We start from the raw sequence: 22306 nt of genomic DNA, 5'->3' as shown, positions 1-22306 counted from the left end.
AGGTGCAACCATATTGCAAGCAGCGTGCCAGGGCATCCGGGTTCGCCCGGATCGACAGAGGCTTGTTTGCTGTTTTGGAAACAGCGCGTTGCTCGGCGTGGGATTTATCTGCGGGGCTTGCCCGCCTACAGTCCTCCCATCATGAAAAACGCCGTTGCACTCACCCTCGCCATCCTGGGCGCCGCCGCCAACATCGCCTGGGCCGGCAGCCTGCCCGCCTCGTCGTCCGCACCGTCCACGCCCTCGCATCCGCCGCTGCAGTGCGCCTGCGTGATGGGCAACCCGGCCGCCTGAGGCCTGTTCCCTTTCCTTTTTTCTTCCACCCACGGAGCTCCGGTCCATGCAAGTCTTGTCGTCACTGATGGTCGAGTACGGGCTGGCGCTCGTCTTCGCCGTCACGCTGGCGGCACGGGCCGGGCTGCCGCTGCCGGCCGCGCCCTTGCTGGTGGTGGCCGGCGGCGTGGCGATGGGCATGCCGGGCGGCCTGCTGGCGCTGTGGCTGCCGGCGCTGGCCGTGGCCACCGTCGCCAACGTGCTGGGCGACGGCGTGTGGTACCTGGCGGGCCGGCGCTACGGCCACCGCATCCTGGGCCTGCTCTGCCGCTTCTCGCTCTCGCCCGACTCCTGCGTGGTCGGCAGCGAGAACCTGATGGCCCGCCATGGCGGTGGCGCCTTGCTGGCCGCCAAGTTCGTGCCGGGCGTGTCGGTGGTCGCCGCGCCCATGGCCGGTGCGCTGGGCATGTCCACGCGCCGCTTCCTTTTGAACGACGCGTTGGCCAGCGCGCTCTGGTCGGCCCTGTACCTGGCGCTGGGCGCGGTGTTCAGCCGTCAGCTCGGCACGCTGCTGGACGGCCTGGCCGCGGCCGGCATGGCTCTGGCCGCTCTGGCCGCGCTGGGCCTGGCGGGCTTCCTGGTCTGGCGCTGGTGGCACCGCCACGGTGCCGAACTCGGCGAGGAAGAGGCTCCTGGCATGGGCGCCGCCTAGCGCAACTGGCGCCAGCGGTTCGGCGCCATTCCCTTCAGCTGCCGGAACACCCGGGCGAAGTGGCTCTGGTCGGCGAAGCCGCAGGCCGCGGCGACCTCGGCCAGCGTACGGCCCGGCTGCGCCATCAGCGCGCAGGCCGTGTCCACGCGCTGCGCCTGCAGCCATTGCGTGGGCGACTGGCCGGTGCTGGCGCGGAAGGCGCGCGCGAAGTGGCTGCGCGACAGGCCGCAGGCGGACGCGATCTCGGCCATCGACAACTTGCCGTCGAGCCGGCTGGCCAGCATCTCCTTGGCCAGGCGCTCGTGCCGCCGCGCCAGGCCGCCGATGGGCGGCGCGTCGGCCAGGCCGTCGCCGTGGCGTTCGATCAGGTGGGTTTCGATGACCGTGGCCATCTGGCCCAGGAACAGGGGGCTGGCCTCCTGCGGCCGTGCCAGCGACGGCAGCAGCGCCCGGCCCAGCCCGGCGAGCACGGGATCTTCCACCGCGGTGCTGGTGCGCAGGCCGGCCACGCGCCGGCCGCAATGGCCGCCGCTTGCACGGTCGAACAGGGCCGGCGGAAGCTCCAGCAGCACGAAGTCGAAGGGGGTGCAGATGTCCGCGCGGTAGTCGTCGGCGAAGCTGCGGATGTAGACGGCGCTGGAACCGAAGTGGTAGGTCTCGCCGCCGCGCCCCTGCAGCACGCGGCGCGCATGGCCGGCGGCCAGCGAGATGCCGACCAGGTAACCACGTCCGCTGGCGGCCGTCGCCACCTGGCCCATGGCGCGGTCCGACGAGCGGCGGCGGTAGATCTGCATGCCTTCGGCCTGCAGGTCCTGGCTGGCGTGCAGGTGGGCGGCGGTGCAGCCGAGGGCGTCGGCGGTCGGGGCAGCGTGGGCGGGTAGGGCAGCGGTCACCCGCCGATTGTGGAGGCCGCGCGCAGCGCCCCCCGCGCCCCAGGGGGGATGGCGGCCTGCCTCGGCGGTTCAGTGTGCGTGGGCGGGCACGGCGGTTTCGGCCGGCGGCTGGCGCGGGTCCAGCGCCAGGAAGTGGTGGACGACCGGCTGGTCCGGCCCGATGTGCCAGCGCAGCGCCTGGGCCTGCAGGTCGGCATCGGCCTTGGACACGCGGTGGTGCTGGCGCAGGTGCTCGGCCCAGGACTCCACCATGAACCACTCGATCACGCGCTCGGGCTCGCCGGTGTGCTCGGCCACGCCCCAGGCGTAGGCGCCGTCGCGCCGGCGTTCGCGCTCCACGGCCTGCATGGCCTGCAGGAAGGCCGGCAGGTCGGCACGCCGCACGCGGTACTCCACCTGCACCACGACCGGGCCGCGGTCGTGCGCGACGGGCGCCGTCAGCATCGGCTCGGGCCAGTGGTTGGCCGGCTGCAGGTCGGCCTCGCCCGTGGGCAGCTTGACGCGGTGGAACACGACGCCGATCGCCACCAGGCCGACCGCGCCGACCAGCAGCGCCAGCGGCACGCCGATCTGCTGCGCCACCAGGCCCCATGCCAGGCTGCCGGCGGCCATGGCGCCGTTGAACACCATCAGGTAGATGGCCAGGCCGCGGCCGCGCACCCAGTTGGGCAGCACGGCCTGGGCCACGCCGTTGAGCGTGGTCAGCGCCACGATCCAGCCCACGCCCAGCACCAGCATGAGCAGCACGGCCAGCCATTGGGGCGGCGCGAAGGACAGCGCGGCCATCATGCCTGCCGCCAGCAGCGCGGCCAGCAGCACCAGGCCGTCGGCGTCCAGGCGCTGGCGCAGCCGCGGCAGCAGCAGCGCGCCGCCGATGGCGCCGGCGCCCACGGCCCCCAGCATCACGCCGTAAAAGCCGGCCGTGCCCTGTAGCATCTGGCGCGCCACCAGCGGCAGCAGCGCCCAGACCGCGCTGGCGAACAGGAAGAACACGGCGGCGCGCAGCAGCACCACGTGCAGCTCGCGGCTGGCCCGCGCGTAGCGGATGCCGGCGCGGAAGGCACCGAAGAACTGCTCGGACAGTGCGCTGTCCACCGTGGGCGGGCGCTTCCACCACAGCAGCGCGGCGATCACGAACACGTAGCTCAGCACGTCGGCGCCGTAGGCCGCCGCGGCGCCGAAGCTGGCCAGCAGCAGGCCGCCGACCGCGGGGCCGAGCGCGCGCGCGATGTTGATGCCCAGCGAGTTCAGCGCCACGGCGTTCTTGAGGTCCTGCCGCGGCACGAGCTCGGGCACGATGGACTGCCAGGTCGGCCCCATCAGCGCCGCGCCCACGCCGCCCAGGAAGGTCAGCGCGACGAGGTATTCCACGGTCAGCGTCTGCGTGTGGGCCAGCAGCAGCAGTGCGCCGCTGACCAGCGCCAGCAGCACCTGGATGCCGATCAGGAAGCGGCGCCGGTCCAGGATGTCGGACAGCACGCCCGCGGGGATGGCCAGCAGGAAGATCGGCAGCGTGGCTGCGGTCTGGATCAGCGCCACGGCCGTGGGGCTGGCCGACAGCTCGGTCACCATCCAGGCGCTGGCCACGTCGCGCATGAAGCTGCCGATGTTGCCCAGCACCGTGGCGGTCCACAGCACGGCGAAGATGGGTTGGCGCAGCGGCGCGAAGCTGCCGGAAGAAGCGGGTGCGGTACTCATGGCGTGGTGCCCAGGTCGTGGATGGCGACCAGCAGGAAAGCGCCTGCGAGTCCCAGGTGTTCGAAGAATGTGTTGGCCATGGGCCGGCGTTGCGGCGCCGGAACGGACCAGAAGGGCGCCGCGAGCACGGTGGCCAGCAGCGTGAAACCGCACAGCGCCAGCGCGCCGAGCCAGCGGCCCCAGCCGCTGACCACCATCACGGAGGCCACGGCCTCCAGCGCGATGGTGGCCGCGGCCAGGGGTGCTGCGGGCGCCAGGCCGAACTGCCGCATCTCGGCCACGGCGGCGGGAAAGTCCCGCGCCTTGTCGAACGCGCCCTGCAGGTAGGCCGAGCACAGCAGCAACAGCGCCAGGCCCTGCACCCACGGCGACGCGACGACTTCCATCAGACCGCCCAGCACGCGCAGCCCAGCGCGCCCCAGAAGCCCTTCAGGTCGCTGATCGGCAGCTTGCTCGTCCAGGCCGTGGCGTGCTGGTGGCCGTGGACCTTGCAGTCGTTGGCGCAGGCACAGGCCGCAGCGGCCTGGCGCAAGGTCGCCTGCAGCGGCGCGCCCTGTTCGCCCCAGTTGCCGTAGCCGCCGAAGCGGCGCACGGGCGACCAGTCGGGCATGGCCGGCGGCGGTGCGCCGGCGTCGTGGCTGGCGAAGGCGCCGGCCGCATAGACCACCTTGCCGCCCACCATGGTGAGCAGCGCCGTGGTGTCGGCGATCTCGGACTCGGGGCAGGCGAAGAAGTCGCGGTCGGGCACCACGAGGTCGGCGAACTGGCCGACCTCGATGCGGCCCTTCTTGCCTTCCTCGTTGCTGAACCAGGTCACGTTCTCGGTCCACATGCGCAGCGCGGTCTCGCGGTCCAGGCAGTTGCGCTGCGGCGTGATCTGCAACCCGCCCACGGTCTTGCCCGTGACAAGCCAGGACAGCGAGACCCAGGGGTTGTAGGAGGCCACGCGCGTGGCGTCGGTGCCGGCCGAGACCCTGGCGCCTTTCTCCAGCATGCGCTTGACGGGCGGCGTGGCCTCGGCCGCGCCGGCGCCGTAGCGCTCCACGAAGTACTCGCCCTGGTAGGCCATGCGGTGCTGCACGGCGATGCCGCCGCCCAGCGCCGCGATGCGGTCGATGGACTTCTCCGAGATGGTCTCGCAGTGGTCGAAGAACCAGTGCAGGCCCGCCAGCGGCACGTCCTGGTTGACCTTCTCGAACACGTCGAGCGCGCGGCTGATGGTCTCGTCGTAGGTGGCGTGCAGGCGCCAGGGCCAGCGGTTCTGCGCGAGGAGGGTCACCACCTCTTCCAGGTCGCCCTCCATCTCGGGCGCCATGTCGGGCCGCGGCTGGCGGAAGTCCTCGAAGTCGGCGGCCGAGAACACCAGCATCTCGCCCGCGCCGTTGTGGCGGAAGTAGTCCGTGCCCTGCTTGTACTGCGAGGTGGCGGTCCAGTTCAGGAAGTCGGCCTTCTCCTGCTTGGGCTTTTGCGTGAACAGGTTGTAGGCCAGGCGGATGGTCAGCTGATCCTGGTCGGCCAGTTCCTGGATGACCTGGTAGTCGTCCGGGTAGTTCTGGAAACCCCCGCCCGCGTCGATCGCGCCCGTCACGCCCAGGCGGTTCAGCTCGCGCATGAAGTGGCGCGTGGAGTTGAGCTGGTACTCGTAGGGCAGCTTGGGGCCCTTGGCCAGCGTGGCGTACAGGATGCTCGCGTTGGGCTTGGCCAGCAGCAGGCCCGTGGGGTTGCCGGCCGCGTCGCGCACGATCTCGCCGCCGGGCGGGGCGGGCGTGTCCTTGGTGTAGCCCACGGCGCGCAGCGCGGCGCCGTTGAGCAGCGCGCGGTCGTACAGGTGCAGCAGGAACACCGGCGTGTCCGGCGCCACCGCATTGAGCTCGGCGATGGTGGGCAGGCGCTTCTCGGCGAACTGGTGCTCGGTGAAGCCGCCCACCACGCGCACCCATTGCGGTGCGGGCGTGATGGCCACCTGGGCCTTCAGCATGGCCATGGCGTCGGCCAGGCTCTTCACACCGTCCCAGCGCAGTTCCAGGTTGAAGTTCAGACCCCCGCGGATGATGTGCAGGTGGTTGTCGATCAGGCCGGGCAGCACGCTGCGGCCCTGCAGGTCGATGACGCGCGTGGCCGGGCCGGCCAGGGCCATGGCCTGCGCGTCGCTGCCCACGGCGGCGAAGCGGCCGCCGCGGATGGCCACGGCCGTGGCCGTGGGCTGGGCGCGGTTGAGCGTGGTGAAGCGGCCACCGCGCAGCACCACATCGGCGAAGTCCTGGCCGGCAGTCATCGCGTCAGCCTTGGATGAAGGCCAGGATGTCGGCGTTCAGCACGTCGGCGTTCACCGTCAGCATGCCGTGCGAATAGCCCGGATAGACCTTGAGCGTGCCGTTCTGGAGCAGCTTGACCGACTTGAGCGCGGAGTCCGCGATCGGCACGATCTGGTCGTCGTCGCCGTGCAGCACCAGCGTGGGCACGGTGATGGCCTTCAGGTCCTCGGTCTGGTCGGTCTCCGAGAAGGCCTTGATGCCGTCGTAGTGGGCCTTGGCGCTGCCCATCATGCCCTGGCGCCACCAGTTGCGGATCACGCCTTCGTGCACGGTCGCGCCGGGCCGGTTGAAGCCGTAGAACGGGCCCGTGGGCACGTCCAGGAAGGTCTGGGCGCGGTTGCCCGCCACGCCGGCACGGAAGCCGTCGAACACCTCCATCGGCAGGCCTTCGGGGTTGCTGGCGGTCTTGAGCATGAGCGGCGGCACGGCCGACACCAGCACCGCCTTGGCCACGCGGCCTGCGGGCTGGCCATGCTTGGCGACATAGCGCGCCACCTCGCCACCGCCCGTGGAATGGCCCACGTGCACGGCGTTGCGCAGGTCCAGGTGCTCGGCCACCGCGAAGGCATCGGCCGCGTAGTGGTCCATGTCGTGGCCTTCGCTGACCTGGGCCGAGCGGCCGTGGCCGCGCCGGTCGTGCGCCACGACGCGGAAACCGCGCTGCACGAAGAACAGCATCTGCGCGTCCCAGTCGTCCGAGGACAGCGGCCAGCCGTGGTGGAACATGATGGGCTGGGCGTCCTTGGGGCCCCAGTCCTTGTAGAAGATCGCGGTGCCGTCGGCGGTGACGATGGTGCTCATGTGTGTGCTCCGGTTCAATGGTGGCGCTGCGCGCCGGGGTTAACGCTAGGCTTGCATGCTGCTGCTCCGAAGGCCGCGGAGCAGGCCATGCGGGGGCACCCGCGGAACTGGCTCTGCCAGGCCGCCGGGTGCGCCCCTTGAGGGGGATGGGCTGGCTACACGCAGTGAGCCAGCCAAAGGGGTGGGCCTGTTTTTAGCCTTCGTGGGCGCCGAACATGGTCTTGGCGTAGGTGATGCCGATGCCGTAGCCGCCGCCGAACTTCTTGGCGATGCCGGTCGTCATGTCGTAGGTGTCGGTGCGGGCCCAGTCGCGCTGCATCTCCAGCAGGTACTGCAGCGCCGTGATTGGGCGGGCGCCGGCCTGCACCATGCGGTCCATGGCGCGGTTGTGGGCTTCGGTGGAGATGTCGCCACAGGCGTCGGCGATCACGTAGACCTCGAAGCCCTGGTCCAGCGCCGACAGGGCCGGGCCGACGATGCACACGCTGGTCCACAGGCCGGCCAGCACGATGCGGCTCTTGCCGATTTCGTTGATGCGGGCGATCACGGCCGCGTCCTCCCAGGTGTTCATGGAGGTGCGGTCCAGCATCTTCAGGCCCGGGAACGGCGCGGTCACCTCCTCGAACATCGGGCCCGAGAAGCTCTTCTCGGCCACCGTGGTCAGGATGGTGGAGGCCTTGAACCCGGCGGCGGCGTTGGCCACCAGTGCGGCGTTGGAGCGCAGCTGCACCGGGTCGATCGAGTGCGTGGCGAACGCCATCTGCGACTGGAAGTCGATCATGACCAGCGTGTGGTCCTGGGGCGTCAGCAGCTTGGCGCCGGGGGTGGGGGTTGCGGTGATGGCCATGGTGGTACTCCTTGGTGGTGGTGGGAAAGGCTGGGGCGCACCATAGGTGCTTGCCCCGGGATGGACTAGATGGTTTGTGCTGTGCCTGGAACGCTTGTGCTCAGGCGGCGGAGTCGACGAGCACGACCTCGGCGTCGGACAGTGCCGTTACCGTGAAGCGCTCGACGTCCTTGATGGCTGCGCCGTCGCGGGTGTCGATGCGCACGCCGTCGATCTCGACCGCGCCCTGGGCCGGCACCACGTAGGCCCGACGGCCCGTGCCCAGCGGGTAGGTCGTGGACTGGCCGGCCTTCAGCGTGGCACCGGAGACGCGGGCGTCGGTGCGGATCGGCAGTGCGTCGGTGTCGCCTTCCAGGCCGCTGGCCAGCGCCACGAACTGGCCGGCGCGGTCGGTCTTGGGGAAGGGCTTGGCACCCCAGGCCGGCGGCTTGCCGCGGCCATTGGGCATGATCCAGATCTGGAAGATGCGCGTGGTGACCGGCTCGCGGTTGTACTCGGCGTGGCGGATGCCGCTGCCCGCGCTCATGACCTGCACGTCGCCGGCCTCGGTGCGGCCCTTGTTGCCCAGGTTGTCCTCGTGCGTGATGGCGCCTTCCCGCACGTAGGTGATGATTTCCATGTCGGCATGGCCGTGCGGCGGGAAGCCGGTGTTGGGCGCGATGGTGTCGTCGTTCCAGACGCGCAGCGCACCCCAGTGCATGCGGGCCGGGTCGTGGTAGCCGGCGAACGAGAAGTGGTGCTTGGCGTCCAGCCAGCCGTGGTTTTCTCCACCGAGTTCAGCGAAGGGGCGGCGTTCGATCATGGTGTTTCTCCTGCGGTGCGTGTTGCGATGGAGAGACTTTAGAAAGGCGTGATCGATAAGAGAATAGAAAAGATGGAAAACGATCTATTCCCAAAATTGCATGTCCAAGCTGCCTGACCTGGAGGCCTGGGCGATCTTCGCCAAGGTGGCCGAGACCGGTTCCTTCGCGCGCGCCGCCGCCGATCTGGTGGTCTCGCAGCCCACGGTGTCCAAGGCCATCACGCGGCTGGAGGCGCGGTTGCGCGTGGTGCTGTTCCACCGTACCTCGCGCAAGATGTCGCTGACGGCCAGCGGCGAGCTGGCGCTGGAGCGCGCCGCGCGCATCCTCGCGGAGGGCGAGGCCGTGGAGGCCGAGGTGACCGAGCAGTCCAAGAGCCTGCGCGGCAGCATCCGCGTGGCCGCGCCCATGTCCTTCGGCGTCACGCACCTGGGGCCGGTGCTGCCGGGCTTCATGGCGCAGCATCCCGAGGTGACGCTGGACGTGCACTTCAGCGACGCGCTGACCGACGTGGTGGCCGACGGCTTCGACCTCGCGCTGCGCATCTCCAGCCTGCCCGATTCCAGCCTGCTGGCGCGGCGCCTGTGCGCCGTGCGCATCCTGCTCGTGGGCGCACCGGCCTACTTCGCGCAGCATGGCCAGCCGGACCATCCGCGCGACCTGGCCGGCCACCGCGCGCTGCGCTACGTGCACGCGCGCGTGGGCGAGGCCTGGCGCTTTCGCCATGCGCAAGGCGGCGAGTTCGCCCAGGTCGTGCCCTCGGCTCTGCGTGTGAACAACGCCGAGGCGCTGGCCCCGGCCCTGCGCGCCGGGCTGGGCCTGGCCCTGCAGCCCGAGTTCCTGGCCTGGGAAGACCTGCGCGCGGGCCGGCTCGTGCAGGCCATGCCGCACTGGCAGGTCGACCCGATCGCGCTGCACATCGTGACACCGCCGGGCCGCGCCAAGCCGGCGCGCGTGCAGGCCTTGACCGACTACCTGGCACAGGCCTTCGCGCGGGCGCCCTGGGCGCATTGAGCCGCGGCTCGCAGCTGTTCACCGGGACGACAACGACAGCGGTAAGAATGCAACCAGATATTTCCTGACCAGGTTCTGTCGTGCCGCTGCTTCCCGCCCCCCCGCTCACGCCTAGCGCGCTGTTCGTGTTCCTCGGGCTGTTCGCCCTGCTCACGGCGACGTTCTCCTGGAGCGCGGCCCACGGCATGCCGGGTTTTCGGCGTCCGCTGCGCCTGTGGGCGCTCGCGCTGCTGTGCGTGGCCACCGCGGCCGCTGCGTTCCTGGCCCGGCCGCTGCTGCCGGGCGCACTGGCCTACATCGTGCCGAATTTGTTCGTGCTGAGCGCCGTGGCCGTGATGGGCATGAGCTTTGCCGCGCTGGACGGCGGCAGCCCGCGGCGCGCGCGCTGGAACTGGGCGCTGGTGGCGCTCACCATGGCCGCGCTGCTGCTGGCGCAGGCGGGGCGGGCGTCCTATCCCTTGCTGGCGGCCATCGCTTCGCTGGGGCTGGGTCTGTTGCTGCTGCACGGCGCCTGGCTGTTCCTGCCCCAGTGGCGCCAGCGCGCGGCGCCGGAAGCCTGGGTCCTGGGCCTGCTGCTCGCGGTGGCCGCCAGCTTCGTGCTGCGCGCGCTGTCTTCGGCCAGCGACATCTGGCGCCCGGACGACCAGGGCGTGCTCGCAGGCCATCCCATGCTGGTGGTGGGCCTGGTGTTTGTGGCCAGCTGCTCGCTGGCCTTCTTCTCGATGCTGCACGAGCGCCAACGCGTCGCACTGCAGCACAGCTACCAGCGCGACAGCCTGACCGGCCTGTACGCGCGCGGCGTGTTCTTCGAGAAGGCGCAGGCCGTGCTGCAGATGGCCAACGTCGGCGATGCCTTCGCCGTGGTCATGCTGGACCTGGACCACTTCAAGCGCATCAACGACACGCATGGCCACCTGGTGGGCGACAAGGTCATCGCCCATGCGGCGCGGCTGCTGAGCGGCAGCGTCCGGCTGCATGACCTGGCCGGCCGCTACGGTGGCGAGGAGTTCTGCCTGCTGCTGCACGATTGCGACAGCGAGCGCGCGCACCGCTTCGTGCAGCGCGTGCTGCACCGTACCGAGCAGCCGCTGAGCCTGCGCGACGGCCGCAGCCTGCCGTTCAGCTTCTCGGTGGGCTTCACGATTTTCCGCATGGAAGACCGGGCGCCGCCGCTGGAGCAACTGCTCGACCGGGCCGACCAGGCCTTGCTGCAGGCCAAGGCCCAGGGGCGCAACCGCGCCGTGCAGGCCTGCAGCGAGGGCGCCGGGCACTGCGCCCTGTCTTGAGCTTTCAGGCCTTCTGCGCCCGCCGCGGCGCGTCCAGCACTTCGCGCACGCGCGTGGCCAGTTCCTCGATGGTGTAGGGCTTGCCGATGAGCTGCACGCCGGGGTCGAGCACGCCGTTGTGCACGACCGCGTTGCGCGTGTAGCCCGTCGTGAACAGCACCTTGAGTTGCGGCCGCCGCTTGAGCGCCTCGTCGGCCAGCTTGCGGCCATTGACCTCGGGCATCACGACGTCGGTGAACAGCAGGTCGATGTCGGGGTGCGCGTCGATCAGGCGCAGCGCGGCCGCGGCGCCATCGGCTTCCAGCACGCGGTAGCCCAGCTCGGTCAACGCGTCGACCGAGAGCTGGCGCACGGCCGGTTCGTCCTCCACCACCAGCACGAGCTCGCGGCTGTCGCCCTGGGGCACCGCCTGCTGCGGCTCCGCCAGGTTGTCATCCTGGTGCGGCCCGAGCAGGCGCGGCAGGTAGACCTTCACGGCCGTGCCCTGGCCCACTTCGGAGTAGATCTTCACGTGGCCGCCGGACTGCTTGACGAAGCCGTAGACCTGGCTCAGGCCCAGGCCGGTGCCGCGGCCGACCTCCTTGGTCGTGAAGAAGGGGTCGAAGGCCTTGGCGATGACCTCGGGCGACATGCCCGTGCCGGTGTCGCTGACGGCCACCAGCACGTACTGGCCGGCAGCCAGGCCCAGGTGCTCGGCCGCGTAGCGCTCGTCCAGGTGGCAGTTGGCGGTCTCGATCGTCAGGCGGCCGTGCTCGCCCATGGCGTCGCGGCCGTTCACCGCGAGGTTCAGGATCACGTTCTCGAGCTGGTGCGGGTCCACGTGCGTGCGCCACAGGCCGCCGGCCAGCACGGTCTCCAGCCGGATCGCACCGCCCAGCGAGCGGCGCAGCAGGTCGGACATGCCGGCCACGAGCTTGTTCGCATCCACCGCCTCGGGCTTGAGCGGCTGCTGGCGCGAAAAGGCCAGCAGGCGCTGGGTCAGCTGCGCGGCGCGCTTGGCACCATCCTTGGCGGCCTCGACATAGCGGCGCGCGCGCGGATCGCCGTCGACGAAGCGCCGGCCCAGCAGGTCCAGCGAGCCGATCACCACGGCCAGCATGTTGTTGAAATCGTGCGCGATGCCGCCCGTGAGCTGGCCCACGGCCTCCATCTTCTGCGCCTGGCGCAGCGCCTCTTCGGTCTTGCTGCGTGCGGCGACCTCCTCGGCCACGCGGCGTTCCAGCGTGTCGTTGAGCTCGCGCAGCGCGCGCTCGGCACGGTGCCGCTTGGTCACGTCCTGGAACAGCACGGCGACCTGCCGGCGCTCCACCGGCTCGACGCGGAAGGCCGCCAGCTCCAGATAGCGCCCGGTGCGCACGAGCTCGCGCTCGAAGCGCACGGGCTCGCCGCTCAGCAGGACATTGCGGTAGATCTCGACCCAGCCGTCGGCCTCCTGCGGCACCATGTCGCGCACGCGCTGGCCCACCACGTCGGGGATGCCGGCGTTGGCCAGGTAGGCCGGGTTGGCAGCGATGTGCACATAGTCGCTGAGCGGGCCGTGCGGACCGTCCAGAAACTCGATCACGCAAAAGCCTTCGTCGATGCTGTCGAACAGCGTGCGGAACTGGCGCTCGCTCTCGCGTAGCGCGGCCTGCGTCGCCTTGCTCTCCGACAGGTCCGACGCGGTGCCGAACCATTCGGTGATCTGGCCTGCGCCGTCGAGCACGGGCACGGCGCGCGACAGCGTCCAGCCGAGCGTGCCATCGGTGCGCACCACGCGGTGCTCCAGCTCGAAGCGGCTGCGCGTGTCGATGGCCTGGCGCACCGCGGCCAGCACGCCGGCGCGGTCGGCCGGCGGGATGTAGAGGTCGATCCAGCTGGCGCTGGGCACGCTGGTGTCGGCCACGAAACCCTGGCCGTTGATCTCCAGCATCTGCGTCCAGTCCGCGTTCATGCGGTAGCTCGCATTGGTGCTGGCCAGCACCAGCGCGCGCAGGCGCGACTCGCTGGCGGCCAGGCGGCGCTGGGCCAGCATCTTGTCCGTCGTCTCCCAGACCGTGCAGAGCAGGCCGCGCACGGCGCCCGCATCGTCGCGCAGCGGGGTGTAGGAGAAGCTGAACCAGGCCGTCTCCTCGCCGCCTCCGCGCTGCACGCGCAGTTCCATGTCGTCGCGGTACAGGGCCTGGCCCGCCAGGGTGCTTTCCACGAGGCTGCCCACGTCGGCCCAGACCTCCCCCCAGACCTGGCGCAGCGGTGCGCCCAGAGCCTGCGGATGCTTGCTGCCCAGGATGGGCGCATAGGCGCTGTTGTAGACCATGGCCAGATCGTCGCCCCAGGCCAGCCACATCGGCACGGTCGAATCCAGCACCTGCATGGCGGCCGCGCGCAGTGCGCGTGGCCAGCCGGCCGGTGGGCCCAGCGTGGAGGCGGTCCAGTCCGCGCTGCGCAGGATCGCCGCCTGCGGCGCGGACTCCCACGCGGCGTGCGCATTCCCGTCCTGCGAACCTCCCCACCGCTCCAGCATGGCACTGCCTTTCGTGCGTGCGCTGTGCGGCAGCGCGCCCCCGGTGCGAGACACACCTTGTTTCAGTATCGCACCCGGCCGTGGGCGGCCGTGTCAGCGGGCGCCCCGACCCTGCCAGCCGAGGCCGACGACGCCTGTGTTCAGGTTGCGCTCAGAAAGCGGTCGCGCTGCGCCCGCGCGCACGCGCCCAGCACCTGCAGGCCGCGGTCGACCGTGGCCTGGCCGCCCACGAAGGGATGGACGGGCGAGGCGAGCTGGAGCTTGGCCACCTTGTCGACCGTGCCGTCCGAGCCCGGGTGGTTGGACAGCAGCACATCGACATGCTGGTCCGCGACCAGCTTGCGCATGCGCTCGGTCTCGCCGATGTAGCTCTGCAGCCGCTGCATGTCGCGGCCGAAATTGAACGCGGTGCCGCCCCACATCAGCGCACGGTGCGTCTGGCCGCGCGTGCGCACGTCGAACACCGGCGACAGCGTGCCCAGCGTGTGGCCCGGCGTGACGTTGAAACCGATGGTGGTGTCGCCCAGCGTGAGCGTGTCGCCGTCCTTCACGCCGATGTCGCGCGGGCCGCGCCGGGGCGGGCGGTCCCAGGAGACGGCATCGAACTCCAGCGTGGTCTGCATCATCTGCCAGTCGATCTCGCTGGCGACCAGCCGCACGCCGTACTTGCGCACCAGGGCCGTGGCCGCGCCGTAGTGGTCGCCATGGCCGTGCGTGATGACCAGGTACTTGATCTGGGCCGGGTCCAGGCCCAGCGTCTTCATGCCGCCCTCGATCAGCGCCTGGGCTTCGGCCGCGTTGTTCAGGGCGTCGATGAGGATCAGGCCCTCGCTGGTGCGGAGCACCCAGGCGCTGACCCAGGCCGAGCCCACGTAGTAGAGGTTGTCGAACACCTGCGCCGGGGCGGGCGCCGGCCGTGCGATCATGCGCTGCAGCAGGGCCTCGATCTCCGGGCCCGCGGCACGCTGGGCCGGCTGCGGATTGCAGACCGGCATCAGGTACTTGAGGTCCTCGCCCGCCAGCGCGGACGCGCGCGACACATGGTGGGCCACCGAGGCGGCCGAGGCCGGCGGCTCGGTGGGGCCGGTGGCGCACCCGACCAGGGTGGCCAGCGCGGCGGCTGCAGCCAGGGCCGGTGCACGGCGTTGGATCGTCTTCATCCCGTCTCCTTGTGTCTGTGGTGGCCGAGGGTAGCGCGGACTGCGGCTTGCCGGTGTCGCGCACCGTGCCTTTCGAAACCGGGCATAGTGCGCGCCGCAAGACATCCACCATGCATGCCATGAAGAAGATCGGATTCCTCTCGTTCGGCCACTGGACGCCGTCTCCCCAGTCGCAGACCCGCTCGGCCGCCGACGCGCTGCTGCAGTCCATCGAGCTGGCCGTGGCGGCCGAGGAACTCGGCGCAGACGGCGCCTATTTCCGCGTGCACCATTTCGCGCGCCAGCTCAGCGCGCCGTTCCCGCTGCTGGCGGCCATCGGCGCCAGGACGCGGCGCATCGAGATCGGCACCGCGGTGATCGACATGCGCTACGAGAACCCGCTCTACATGGCCGAGGACGCGGGTGCCGCCGATCTCATCGCCGGCGGCCGCCTGCAGCTGGGCATCAGCCGCGGCTCGCCCGAACAGGTCATCGATGGCTGGCGCCACTTCGGCTACGCGCCGGCCGAGGGCCAGACCGAGGCCGACATGGCGCGCCAGCACACCGAAGTCTTGCTGGACGTGCTCAAGGGCGAGGGCTTCGCGCAGCCCAACCCGCGGCCGATGTTCCCGAACCCGCCCGGCCTGCTGCGCGTGGAGCCGCATGCTGCGGGCCTGCGCGAGCGCATCTGGTGGGGCTCGAGTTCGAACGCCACCGCGGTCTGGGCGGCGAAGCTGGGCATGCACCTGCAGAGCTCCACGCTCAAGAACGACGAGACGGGCGAACCCTTCCACGTGCAGCAGGCCAAGCAGATCCGCGCCTACCGCGCGGCCTGGCAGGAGGCCGGCCACAGCCGCACGCCGCGCGTGTCGGTCAGCCGCAGCATCTTCGCGCTGGTCAGCGACATGGACCGCCTGTACTTCGGCCGCAGCGGCCAGGACGGCGACCAGATCGGCTTCATCGACGACAGGACCCAGGCCATCTTCGGCCGCAGCTACGCGGCCGAGCCCGAGACGCTGGTGCGCCAGCTGGCGCAGGACGAGGCCATCGCCGAGGCCGACACGCTGCTGCTGACGGTGCCCAACCAGCTTGGCGTGGACTACAACGCGCATGTGATCGAGACGATCCTGACGCAGGTGGCGCCGGCGCTGGGCTGGCGCTGAGAGGCAGGCAGCCCGGCGCTGCCCCGGGCTGGTCGCCACCGCAGAACCGGCGGCGCTTCAGTTGAGGGTGAAGCCCGTCTGCTTCACGATCGACTGCCAGCGCGCGATGTCGTCGTTCATGAACTTCGCGAAAGCCGCAGGACCGCGCGGCATCGTGTCGATGAACGCCTCGCCCAACCTGGACTTCACGTCCGGCAGGTCCATGACCTTGCCGATGGCCGCATCGAGTTGCTGCAGCACCTCCGTCGGCACCTTGGCGGGGGCGACGAAACCGTACCAGGCAGCGCCTTCGAAGCCGGGCACCGTCTCGGCAAACGTCGGCACGCCCGGCAACCTCGGATCGCGCGCGGCCGTGGCGATCGCCAGGACCTTGAGCCGCTTGGCCTGGATGTGCGGCATGCAGGCGGGGATCGAGTTGATCACCATGGGAATCTGTCCGCCGACGGCATCCGACAGGGCCAGCGCGCCTCCCTTGTACGGGACGTGCACCGCGCCCAGGCCGGTCTTGAACTTGAGCTGTTCGAACAACAGGTGCGGCGCCGATCCCTGACCGGGCGTGCCGACAGCCAGCGTGCTGGCCTGGCTGGCCGGCATGGCCAGCAACTCCTTGAGCGAGTTGGCCTGCAGGCCCGGATGGGCCACCAGCAACTGGGGCGAGGATCCGACCAGGGTGATCGGCGCAAAGTCCAAGATGGGATCGAACGGCAGCTTGGGCTGGACGGCGGCGTTGGTGGCGTGTGCGGTGTCCACCAGCAACAGGGTGTAGCCATCCGGAGGGCTCTTGGCGGCACTGTCCGTGCCGATCATGCCCGAGGCACCGGCCTTGTTGTCGACGATGACCGACCAGCCCAGGGTTTCGGTGAGCTTCTGGGCGAACAGGCGCGCGACGAAGTCCGAGCCTCCGCCGGGGCTGTAGGGAACCACGAGCTTGATCGGCTTGTTCGGGAAGCCGCTCGCGCGTGCGGGGCCGCCGATCGAAGCGGCGGTGGCCGCCAGAGTCGAGGCGAGGACGCCCCGGCGAGAGATGGTGAACATGGAGACTCCCAGAGTGGACAAGAAATGGGGCAGCCGGATCAGGCCTTGCCGAGCAGGACCGGCACAAGCCGTTGGAACCGTTCGAGCGCCAGGTCGATGGCCTGCGCGCCGAGATGGCGATGGGTGACCATGCGCAGCCGGCGTGCCCCGTTCGGACGCACGAGCAGGCCGCCCTGGGCGAGTGCTCGCACCCACGCACTGCTGTCCGGGGCGGTGTCGGGGAGCTCGGCGATGAGGATGTTCGTCGCAGGGATGTTGACCCGGAACTGCGGATCGATGCGGCGAAGCCCATCGCTGAGCCGGCGCGCCTGGGCGTGGTCCTGCGCCAGCCGGGCGACCTGCGTCTGGAGCGCCACCAGGCCCGCAGCGGCCACCACACCGATCTGCCGCTGCGTACCGCCGAGCATCTTGCGCAGCTTCTTCGCACCCTGGATGGTCGCGGTCGAGCCGACGATCACCGAGCCTGCGGGGGCGCTCAGGCCCTTGGACAGGCAGATCACCGTGCTGTCCGTGTACCGCGCGATCGCGTCCGGTGGGACGCCGAGCGCGACGGCGGCGTTGAACAGGCGCGCTCCGTCCAGGTGCACGTGCGCGCCGGCCGCCTGGGCGGCCGACCACACCGCTTGCATGTGGTCGAGCGGCAGCACCGCGCCACCTGCGTTGGCATGGCTGGTTTCCATGCACACCAGCTCGGTGCGGAGCGTGCCGGGACGCTGGAGCGCTTCTTCCAGCGCACCCAGGTCCATGGCGCCCGCCACGCCGGGAATCCCGACGTAAGCGATACCGCCGAACGTCGACCCCGCACGCTCCGACATGTACATGTGGGAGCTGGCCTCCATCGCCACCTGCCCCTGACGGGAGGTGTGCGAGAGCACGGCGATCAGGTTGCCCATCGTGGCGGTCGGGACGAACAGGCCGGCCTCTTTCCCGAGCATCCGGGCGGCTTCGTCTTCGAGCTGTCGCACCGTCGGGTCGCCGTCCAGTCCATCGTCGCCCAGCGCAGCGGTCCGCATGCGTTCGTACATCGCCGGCGTCGGCAGGGTCACGGTGTCGCTTCGCAGGTCCACGGCGGCCGCTTCGGAACGGCTTGTCTCTTGGCTTGGGGTCATGGCCAGGAGTATTCGCGCGCGGCCCTCATTCGCATAATGCGTTGTTGTGCGCGCTTCATACAATGGTGATATATGAGCGGCCGGCGCATGACCTTCAAGCACATCGAAGCGTTTCGCATCGTCATGCAGACGGGATCGATGACGGAAGCGTCCAGGCGCCTGCACACCTCCCAGCCCCAGATCAGCCGCCTCATCGCGCAGCTGGAAGACATCGTGGGATTCCTGCTGTTCGAGCGCCGCGGCACACGCCTGGAGCCCCTGATCGACGGCAAGCAGTTCTTCCAGGAGGTCGAGAAATCCTTCGTCGGGCTCGTCGGCCTGGAGGTCGCAGCGTCCAACATCAAGACCTTCAGCGGCGATCGGCTGGCGGTCGCGGCGATGCCGCGCATCGCTGGCGGCCTGCTGACCCAGGCGGTGGCGCATTTCAAGCGGCTGCATCCGGCCACGCTGGTGACGATCCATTCGGGCGCCGCGGGTACCGTCAACACCTGGGTCAGCGCGGGTGTCTGTGACGCGGGGCTCGCGGTTCTCTACGGCGACGACGTGCCCGGCATGCGCGTGGAGACCCTGCTCGACATGGATTGCGTGGCCGTGCTGCCGCAGGGCCATCGCCTGGCGGCGGAGCCCACCATCCACGCCCGCGACCTGGACGGGGAAGACTTCGTTTCGTTTCCCATGGGAAGCTCGGCGCGCGAGCGCATGGACCGGGTGTTCGCCGGCGCCAACGCGCGCCCGCGCACGGTGCTGGAGTCGGACCTGGGCGCCTCCGTCTGTGCGCTGGTCGGTGCGGGCTTCGGCACCGCCATCATCAATCCGCTCGCGGCATTGGAGGAGCGCGAGGCCCAAGGCCTCGTGGTGCGCCCGTTCGTGCCGCGCATTGCGATCCGTCTGGCGCTGCTGCTCGCGCCCGATGCACCCCAGTCACGGCTGGTGGGCGCCTTCACCGACAGCGTGCGCGAGGTGATCGCGCACGCCGAGATGCCCTCCACAACCTAGTCGCTTGTCGAAAGCATTTCCTGCCCATGCTCCGCTACCACACCATCCCCGTCACCGCCTTCCAGCAGAACTGCTCCCTGGTCTGGGACGACGCGAGCCTGCAGGCCGCCGTCATCGACCCCGGTGGCGACCTGGACCGCATCCTGGCCGCCGTCGAAGAACGCGGCCTCAAGCTCGAACAGATCTGGCTGACCCATGCCCACATCGACCATGCCGGCGGCACGGGCGAACTGGCCGAACGCCTGGGCCTGCCCATCGTCGGCCCGCACCCGGGCGACCAGTTCTGGATCGACGGCCTGCCGCAGCAGAGCCGGATGTTCGGCTTTCCCCCGGCGAAGGCCTTCACGCCCACGCGCTGGCTGGCCGACGGCGACAGTGTCACGCTGGGTGCCCACACACTGCACGTGCGCCACTGCCCCGGCCACACGCCGGGCCATGTGGTGTTCCATGCGCCGGAGATCCAGCGCGCCTTCGTCGGCGACGTGCTGTTCGCCGGCTCCATCGGCCGCACCGACTTTCCCCAGGGCAACCACCAGCAGCTGCTGGACAGCATCGTGCAGCGCCTGTGGCCCATGGGCGACGAGACCGTGTTCATCCCCGGCCACGGGCCGGAAAGCAGCTTCGGCCGCGAGCGGCAGGTCAACCCCTACGTGGGCGGGACCTGAGCGGCCTCAGAAGTCCAGAATCACGCGCCCCGTGGTCTGGCGCGCGCCGGCCATCGCGAAGGCCTGGTCCGCCTGCGTGAGCGCAAAGTGCGCGGCGATGCGCGGCCGCACGCGGCCCTGGCCGTGCAGGACAGCTACGTCGGCCAGCAGCCCGTGCATGCGCTCGGGCTGGCGCTCGCGGTACTGGCGCAGGTCCACGCCGACCAGCGACGCACCCTTGACGATGCACAGGTTGGCCTTGAGGCTGCCGATGCTGCCGCCCGCGAAGCCCACGACGAGGTGGCGGCCGCCCCAGCCCAGCGTGCGGAAGGCGGTGTCCATGGCCTCGCCGCCGACCGGGTCCAGCACCACGTCCACGCCGCGCGGGCCGGCCAGCGCCTTCACGGCGTCCTTCCAGTCGGCGGACTGCAGGTCGACGATCTCGTCGGCGCCGGCCAGCCGGGCCGTGGTCTGCTTGGCCGGGCCGGAGACCGCGGCGATCACGCGCGCGCCCAGCGCCTTGGCGGTCTGCACGCCGGCATCGCCGATGCTGCCCGTCGCGCCCAGCACCAGCACCGTCTCGCCGGCCTGCAACTGGCCGCGCTCGCGCAACGCGTACAAGGCCGTGCCGTAGGGCGTCAGCAGCACGGCGGCCTCGTCGATGGCGGCCTGCGGCGCCACATGCTGCAGCGCGCTGGCCGGCACGCAGACCTGGTCGGCCCAAGCGCCGATGGACAGCGAACCACAGACCCGGTCGCCGATGGCGAAGCCGGTGGTGCCCGGGCCCAGTGCATCGACCGTGCCGGCGAACTCGCTGCCCACCGTGAACGGCAGCGGCGGCTTCCATTGGTAGGCGCCGCGCGCGATCAGCAGATCGAAGAACGAGATGCCGCAGGCCTGCACGCGCACCCGCACCTCTCCGGCGGCAGGCTCCGGGGAGGGCAGGGTGTCCAGCTGCGGCGGCTGGTCGAAGGCATGGACGCGCAGGGCTTGCATGGCAGCGAACGTGGTGGAGGTGCTGCGGATTCTGGTGGGTACGGGTGGTCTGTGCTGTCGCGCAGGCAGCGCGTGGGCAGGCCCGCGCCACCCACGTTGGCGCGCCGCGCGCCGCGCGCCGCCGACACCGATGGCCGGCCTGCTGCGGCGCCGGGCGGCAAGCCCGTTCGCCCGCGCCACCCGGCGATCGGGCCCGGCGCGCCGTCATGCGGTCAGTGTCAGGATGATGGCCGCATACCAGGCGGCGTTCAGGCCAAGTGACTCGTCGAGCTGACGGTCGCGCGTGCCGATGTCGATGCGCGACGAATGCACGCCAAGGAGCTTCCATGGCAAGGCATCGCGCGATGCTGGGTCGCGCATGACCACCGGCGCGCCGCTGGTGCCCCGGTGGGTGCGCGCATCCGTCAGGAAGTAGCCCTGACCCTGGAAGCGGATGCCGAACGCCGAGGCGATGACGGCGTGCCGCACGACTGGCAGGCGGTGCGTCGTGTCATGGAACCCGAGCGGAAAGCCGACCACCAGAAGCCCGGTTCCGACCTCGACCTCGCTCAGCTCGCTTTGCAAGTGGGCCTGTGTGAAGCAACGGAAGTGGGCGCTGGTCGGAAGCGCGGACCTGTCCATCTCGACGACGCCGACATCGATGTCGCCGCCGGAATCGGAACCCTGGCGCCACTGGCTGATGCCGTTCTTGAACAGCCAGATCGACTGGGTCGCCGTGCGCCGCAGGTCCATGGGATCGATGTGGAACTCGACCTCGATGCGGTTGGGCCTGTGCTCGCTGGGGATGTCCTGCAGCACGTGCCGGCTCGTCACGAGGAAGAGGCGTTGCGCGCGCGCGAAGAAGAATCCCGTCGCGCCGGTCAGCAGGCGTGGCCCATCGAACGTGGACACCCTGGCGGTGGTGAAGAGGAGCGATTCCGCCATCCGGTGTTGCGCTGGCGCCCTAGTCGCGCGTGGAATGCCGAGGCAGGGTCTGCGCCTGCTCGATCATCCTCTGCAAGGCTTCGGACGCGGAGGTGCGCAAGCGGCTCAGCTCGCCCATCTCCCGCTCCGAGGGGTGCCTGCCCGCCCTGATCGCGGCGGCGAAGTTGTCCGCTGCCTCCCGCGCGGCGGACTCGGCGGCCCGCCAGGCGGTGTAGGTTCTCAGATGTTCCATGGATTCCTTGGTGGGTTGGACCGGGTCAGTCCCGGTCGAGCTGCGGCGACCGTCTCTCGATGCCGGCGCTGGGCGGCATCGCGGGGTGTTCTCCACCCGGCGCGCGAGCCGGCCCGGCGGGCACCGGCCAGGGGTGGCCGAGCGTCTGGTCCGCGCAGAGGCCATCGCCCGCGGTGGACGGGCCGGACCGCGCGGGCTTGCACGGCTGCACCTGGTTGTGGCTCCAGAACGCCCTGTGCGCCGCGGACAGGGGGACGCCTGGCTGCGCGGGACCCGGGTCCCGCAGGCCAGGCCAGCGCCGCCCCATGATGGCCTGCAGTGCACGCAACAGGTGGTTCGGCACTGGAACCGGCCCATGTTCGAACGGCATCGCGCAACTCCTTCAGGTGCGTCGACGGTGGCTCGACAGCCAGGGCACGAAGGAGGCTGTGCACACACTGTACTCCCTGGTGGAAGGCGGGGCGTGCGGGCGGCGCCGCGTCCTACCCCGCGCGACGCGCAGCGCTTCTCTCAGAGGGTGTTTCCGAAATCAATAGGCCCACGTGTGGCCCCAGGGCGCGGCCAATCAAGGCGCAAGGCGCCGTGCGGGCTGTCTGCCCGCACAAGCCTTGCAACGCCGAGTGGGCGTGCCCTGGGGCCGCACCCTTCGGGCCGGGGCGCCCTGCGGCCATGGGCTGCGTTGCGCCACTTGGCCGGGCTGCAGCACGGCCTGCGTGTCGCGCCTTGCCCATGGCCGCAGGGCACCCCGGCGTGGGTCTATTCATTTCGGAAACACCCTTGTATCTTTGAGCTTTGATGACTGTAGGTAGTGGAGGGCTGTGGAGCTTGTGGGCGAGGTGGGCGCGGTGGGCAACGCGCAGCGTTGTCCACGGCAAGCCCGCCGGTGCGGCGCCAGCCGCATCGTCCACAAATCCACAGCCCGCCCC

The 22306-nt window shown here is 70.6% G+C and carries 21 protein-coding genes; 7 read left to right on the top strand and 14 right to left on the bottom strand.

Annotation, left to right across the window (positions count from 1 at the left end; all coding sequences use genetic code 11):
• Positions 1–141: 141 nt before the first annotated feature.
• Both IE209_RS18340 and IE209_RS18335 read left to right on the top strand, forming a co-directional pair.
• The gene (locus IE209_RS18340; RefSeq protein WP_189688388.1) at positions 142–294 is read left to right on the top strand and encodes a hypothetical protein; all 153 of its coding nucleotides are present in this window, start codon (positions 142–144) and stop codon (positions 292–294) included.
• Positions 295–340: 46 nt separating this feature from the next.
• The gene (locus IE209_RS18335; RefSeq protein WP_189688387.1) at positions 341–985 is read left to right on the top strand and encodes a DedA family protein; all 645 of its coding nucleotides are present in this window, start codon (positions 341–343) and stop codon (positions 983–985) included.
• Here IE209_RS18335 and IE209_RS18330 read toward each other — a convergent pair.
• The 7 genes from IE209_RS18330 to IE209_RS18300 form a co-directional block, all read right to left on the bottom strand.
• Entirely contained in the window at positions 982–1878 is an 897-nt protein-coding gene (locus IE209_RS18330) for a helix-turn-helix domain-containing protein (RefSeq protein ID WP_189688386.1), read from the bottom strand. The genes IE209_RS18335 and IE209_RS18330 overlap by 4 nt on opposite strands.
• A gap of 69 nt (positions 1879–1947) precedes the next feature.
• Positions 1948–3576, bottom strand: a complete 1629-nt coding sequence (locus tag IE209_RS18325; RefSeq protein ID WP_189688385.1) for an MFS transporter — start codon at positions 3574–3576, stop codon at positions 1948–1950.
• On the bottom strand, positions 3573–3962 hold the full coding sequence (locus IE209_RS18320; RefSeq protein WP_189688384.1) for a DoxX family protein: 390 nt from the start codon (positions 3960–3962) through the stop codon (positions 3573–3575). The genes IE209_RS18325 and IE209_RS18320 overlap by 4 nt, the downstream gene beginning before the upstream one ends.
• Positions 3962–5851, bottom strand: a complete 1890-nt coding sequence (locus tag IE209_RS18315) for an amidohydrolase (RefSeq protein ID WP_189688383.1) — start codon at positions 5849–5851, stop codon at positions 3962–3964. Before IE209_RS18315 ends, IE209_RS18320 begins: the two co-directional genes overlap by 1 nt.
• Before the next feature lie 4 nt (positions 5852–5855).
• Positions 5856–6692 carry an alpha/beta fold hydrolase gene (locus IE209_RS18310; protein ID WP_189688382.1) on the bottom strand — a complete coding sequence of 279 codons (837 nt, stop codon included), beginning with the start codon at positions 6690–6692 and terminating at the stop codon, positions 5856–5858.
• A 193-nt stretch (positions 6693–6885) separates the two neighbouring features.
• Entirely contained in the window at positions 6886–7539 is a 654-nt protein-coding gene (locus tag IE209_RS18305; RefSeq protein ID WP_145547373.1) for an isochorismatase family protein, read from the bottom strand.
• A 100-nt stretch (positions 7540–7639) separates the two neighbouring features.
• Positions 7640–8341, bottom strand: coding sequence for a pirin family protein (locus IE209_RS18300; protein ID WP_189688381.1), 702 nt, complete (start codon positions 8339–8341; stop codon positions 7640–7642).
• A 100-nt stretch (positions 8342–8441) separates the two neighbouring features.
• On the opposite strand from IE209_RS18300, the gene IE209_RS18295 reads away from it, so the two are divergent.
• Together IE209_RS18295 and IE209_RS18290 are read left to right on the top strand one after the other, a co-directional pair.
• Positions 8442–9353 (top strand): LysR family transcriptional regulator, encoded by a 912-nt coding sequence (locus tag IE209_RS18295; protein ID WP_189688380.1) that lies wholly within the window; start codon positions 8442–8444, stop codon positions 9351–9353.
• A gap of 80 nt (positions 9354–9433) precedes the next feature.
• Complete coding sequence (locus tag IE209_RS18290; protein WP_189688379.1) at positions 9434–10639, top strand: GGDEF domain-containing protein; 1206 nt, start codon at positions 9434–9436, stop codon at positions 10637–10639.
• A gap of 4 nt (positions 10640–10643) precedes the next feature.
• Here the strand turns inward: IE209_RS18290 and IE209_RS18285 are convergent, their stop codons facing one another.
• Both IE209_RS18285 and IE209_RS18280 read right to left on the bottom strand, forming a co-directional pair.
• The gene (locus IE209_RS18285) at positions 10644–13142 is read right to left on the bottom strand and encodes a PAS domain-containing hybrid sensor histidine kinase/response regulator family protein (RefSeq protein ID WP_189688378.1); all 2499 of its coding nucleotides are present in this window, start codon (positions 13140–13142) and stop codon (positions 10644–10646) included.
• Between the two features lie 140 nt (positions 13143–13282).
• Positions 13283–14302, bottom strand: a complete 1020-nt coding sequence (locus tag IE209_RS18280) for an MBL fold metallo-hydrolase (RefSeq protein ID WP_189688377.1) — start codon at positions 14300–14302, stop codon at positions 13283–13285.
• Positions 14303–14421: 119 nt separating this feature from the next.
• Here IE209_RS18280 and IE209_RS18275 point away from each other — a divergent pair, with 119 nt between their 5' ends.
• The gene (locus IE209_RS18275; RefSeq protein WP_189688376.1) at positions 14422–15444 is read left to right on the top strand and encodes an LLM class flavin-dependent oxidoreductase; all 1023 of its coding nucleotides are present in this window, start codon (positions 14422–14424) and stop codon (positions 15442–15444) included.
• Between the two features lie 57 nt (positions 15445–15501).
• Here IE209_RS18275 and IE209_RS18270 read toward each other — a convergent pair whose 3' ends face one another.
• Both IE209_RS18270 and IE209_RS18265 read right to left on the bottom strand, forming a co-directional pair.
• Positions 15502–16479: a tripartite tricarboxylate transporter substrate binding protein gene (locus IE209_RS18270; RefSeq protein WP_189688375.1), complete on the bottom strand. Its 978-nt coding sequence runs from the start codon at positions 16477–16479 to the stop codon at positions 15502–15504.
• Positions 16480–16517: 38 nt separating this feature from the next.
• Positions 16518–17588 carry a GntG family PLP-dependent aldolase gene (locus IE209_RS18265; RefSeq protein WP_189688374.1) on the bottom strand — a complete coding sequence of 357 codons (1071 nt, stop codon included), beginning with the start codon at positions 17586–17588 and terminating at the stop codon, positions 16518–16520.
• A gap of 87 nt (positions 17589–17675) precedes the next feature.
• On the opposite strand from IE209_RS18265, the gene IE209_RS18260 reads away from it, so the two are divergent.
• On the top strand, positions 17676–18584 hold the full coding sequence (locus IE209_RS18260) for a LysR substrate-binding domain-containing protein (protein WP_189688373.1): 909 nt from the start codon (positions 17676–17678) through the stop codon (positions 18582–18584).
• A gap of 26 nt (positions 18585–18610) precedes the next feature.
• Positions 18611–19249, top strand: coding sequence for an MBL fold metallo-hydrolase (locus tag IE209_RS18255; protein WP_189688372.1), 639 nt, complete (start codon positions 18611–18613; stop codon positions 19247–19249).
• Between the two features lie 6 nt (positions 19250–19255).
• On the opposite strand, the gene IE209_RS18250 is transcribed toward IE209_RS18255, so the two are convergent.
• The 3 genes from IE209_RS18250 to IE209_RS18240 all read right to left on the bottom strand — a co-directional run bounded on the left by IE209_RS18250 (position 19256) and on the right by IE209_RS18240 (position 21380).
• Positions 19256–20224: an NADPH:quinone oxidoreductase family protein gene (locus IE209_RS18250; RefSeq protein ID WP_189688371.1), complete on the bottom strand. Its 969-nt coding sequence runs from the start codon at positions 20222–20224 to the stop codon at positions 19256–19258.
• A 204-nt stretch (positions 20225–20428) separates the two neighbouring features.
• The gene (locus IE209_RS18245; RefSeq protein ID WP_189688370.1) at positions 20429–21148 is read right to left on the bottom strand and encodes a trypsin-like peptidase domain-containing protein; all 720 of its coding nucleotides are present in this window, start codon (positions 21146–21148) and stop codon (positions 20429–20431) included.
• Positions 21149–21167: 19 nt separating this feature from the next.
• Positions 21168–21380 (bottom strand): hypothetical protein, encoded by a 213-nt coding sequence (locus IE209_RS18240; RefSeq protein ID WP_189688369.1) that lies wholly within the window; start codon positions 21378–21380, stop codon positions 21168–21170.
• Positions 21381–22306: the final 926 nt, after the last annotated feature.

It is taken from the genome of Pseudorhodoferax aquiterrae (assembly GCF_014652235.1).
Lineage (GTDB): Bacteria > Pseudomonadota > Gammaproteobacteria > Burkholderiales > Burkholderiaceae_C > Pseudorhodoferax > Pseudorhodoferax aquiterrae.
The sequence above is the reverse complement of the archived record's forward strand: the minus strand, read 5'-3'. Positions and strand labels throughout refer to the sequence as shown.

Excerpts from the sequence above, each read along its gene's own strand:
- IE209_RS18270 (WP_189688375.1), bottom strand. The coding sequence starts at position 16,479 with ATGTTCACCATCTCTCGCCGGGGCGTCCTCGCCTCGACTCTGGCGGCC.
- IE209_RS18240 (WP_189688369.1), bottom strand. The coding sequence starts at position 21,380 with ATGGAACATCTGAGAACCTACACCGCCTGGCGGGCCGCCGAGTCCGCC.
- IE209_RS18340 (WP_189688388.1), top strand. The coding sequence starts at position 142 with ATGAAAAACGCCGTTGCACTCACCCTCGCCATCCTGGGCGCCGCCGCC.
- IE209_RS18255 (WP_189688372.1), top strand. The coding sequence starts at position 18,611 with ATGCTCCGCTACCACACCATCCCCGTCACCGCCTTCCAGCAGAACTGC.
- IE209_RS18245 (WP_189688370.1), bottom strand. The coding sequence starts at position 21,148 with ATGGCGGAATCGCTCCTCTTCACCACCGCCAGGGTGTCCACGTTCGAT.
- IE209_RS18275 (WP_189688376.1), top strand. The coding sequence starts at position 14,422 with ATGAAGAAGATCGGATTCCTCTCGTTCGGCCACTGGACGCCGTCTCCC.
- IE209_RS18260 (WP_189688373.1), top strand. The coding sequence starts at position 17,676 with ATGACCTTCAAGCACATCGAAGCGTTTCGCATCGTCATGCAGACGGGA.
- IE209_RS18285 (WP_189688378.1), bottom strand. The coding sequence starts at position 13,142 with ATGCTGGAGCGGTGGGGAGGTTCGCAGGACGGGAATGCGCACGCCGCG.
- IE209_RS18320 (WP_189688384.1), bottom strand. The coding sequence starts at position 3,962 with ATGGAAGTCGTCGCGTCGCCGTGGGTGCAGGGCCTGGCGCTGTTGCTG.
- IE209_RS18310 (WP_189688382.1), bottom strand. The coding sequence starts at position 6,692 with ATGAGCACCATCGTCACCGCCGACGGCACCGCGATCTTCTACAAGGAC.
- IE209_RS18295 (WP_189688380.1), top strand. The coding sequence starts at position 8,442 with ATGTCCAAGCTGCCTGACCTGGAGGCCTGGGCGATCTTCGCCAAGGTG.
- IE209_RS18305 (WP_145547373.1), bottom strand. The coding sequence starts at position 7,539 with ATGGCCATCACCGCAACCCCCACCCCCGGCGCCAAGCTGCTGACGCCC.
- IE209_RS18265 (WP_189688374.1), bottom strand. The coding sequence starts at position 17,588 with ATGACCCCAAGCCAAGAGACAAGCCGTTCCGAAGCGGCCGCCGTGGAC.
- IE209_RS18280 (WP_189688377.1), bottom strand. The coding sequence starts at position 14,302 with ATGAAGACGATCCAACGCCGTGCACCGGCCCTGGCTGCAGCCGCCGCG.
- IE209_RS18325 (WP_189688385.1), bottom strand. The coding sequence starts at position 3,576 with ATGAGTACCGCACCCGCTTCTTCCGGCAGCTTCGCGCCGCTGCGCCAA.
- IE209_RS18300 (WP_189688381.1), bottom strand. The coding sequence starts at position 8,341 with ATGATCGAACGCCGCCCCTTCGCTGAACTCGGTGGAGAAAACCACGGC.
- IE209_RS18315 (WP_189688383.1), bottom strand. The coding sequence starts at position 5,851 with ATGACTGCCGGCCAGGACTTCGCCGATGTGGTGCTGCGCGGTGGCCGC.
- IE209_RS18335 (WP_189688387.1), top strand. The coding sequence starts at position 341 with ATGCAAGTCTTGTCGTCACTGATGGTCGAGTACGGGCTGGCGCTCGTC.
- IE209_RS18250 (WP_189688371.1), bottom strand. The coding sequence starts at position 20,224 with ATGCAAGCCCTGCGCGTCCATGCCTTCGACCAGCCGCCGCAGCTGGAC.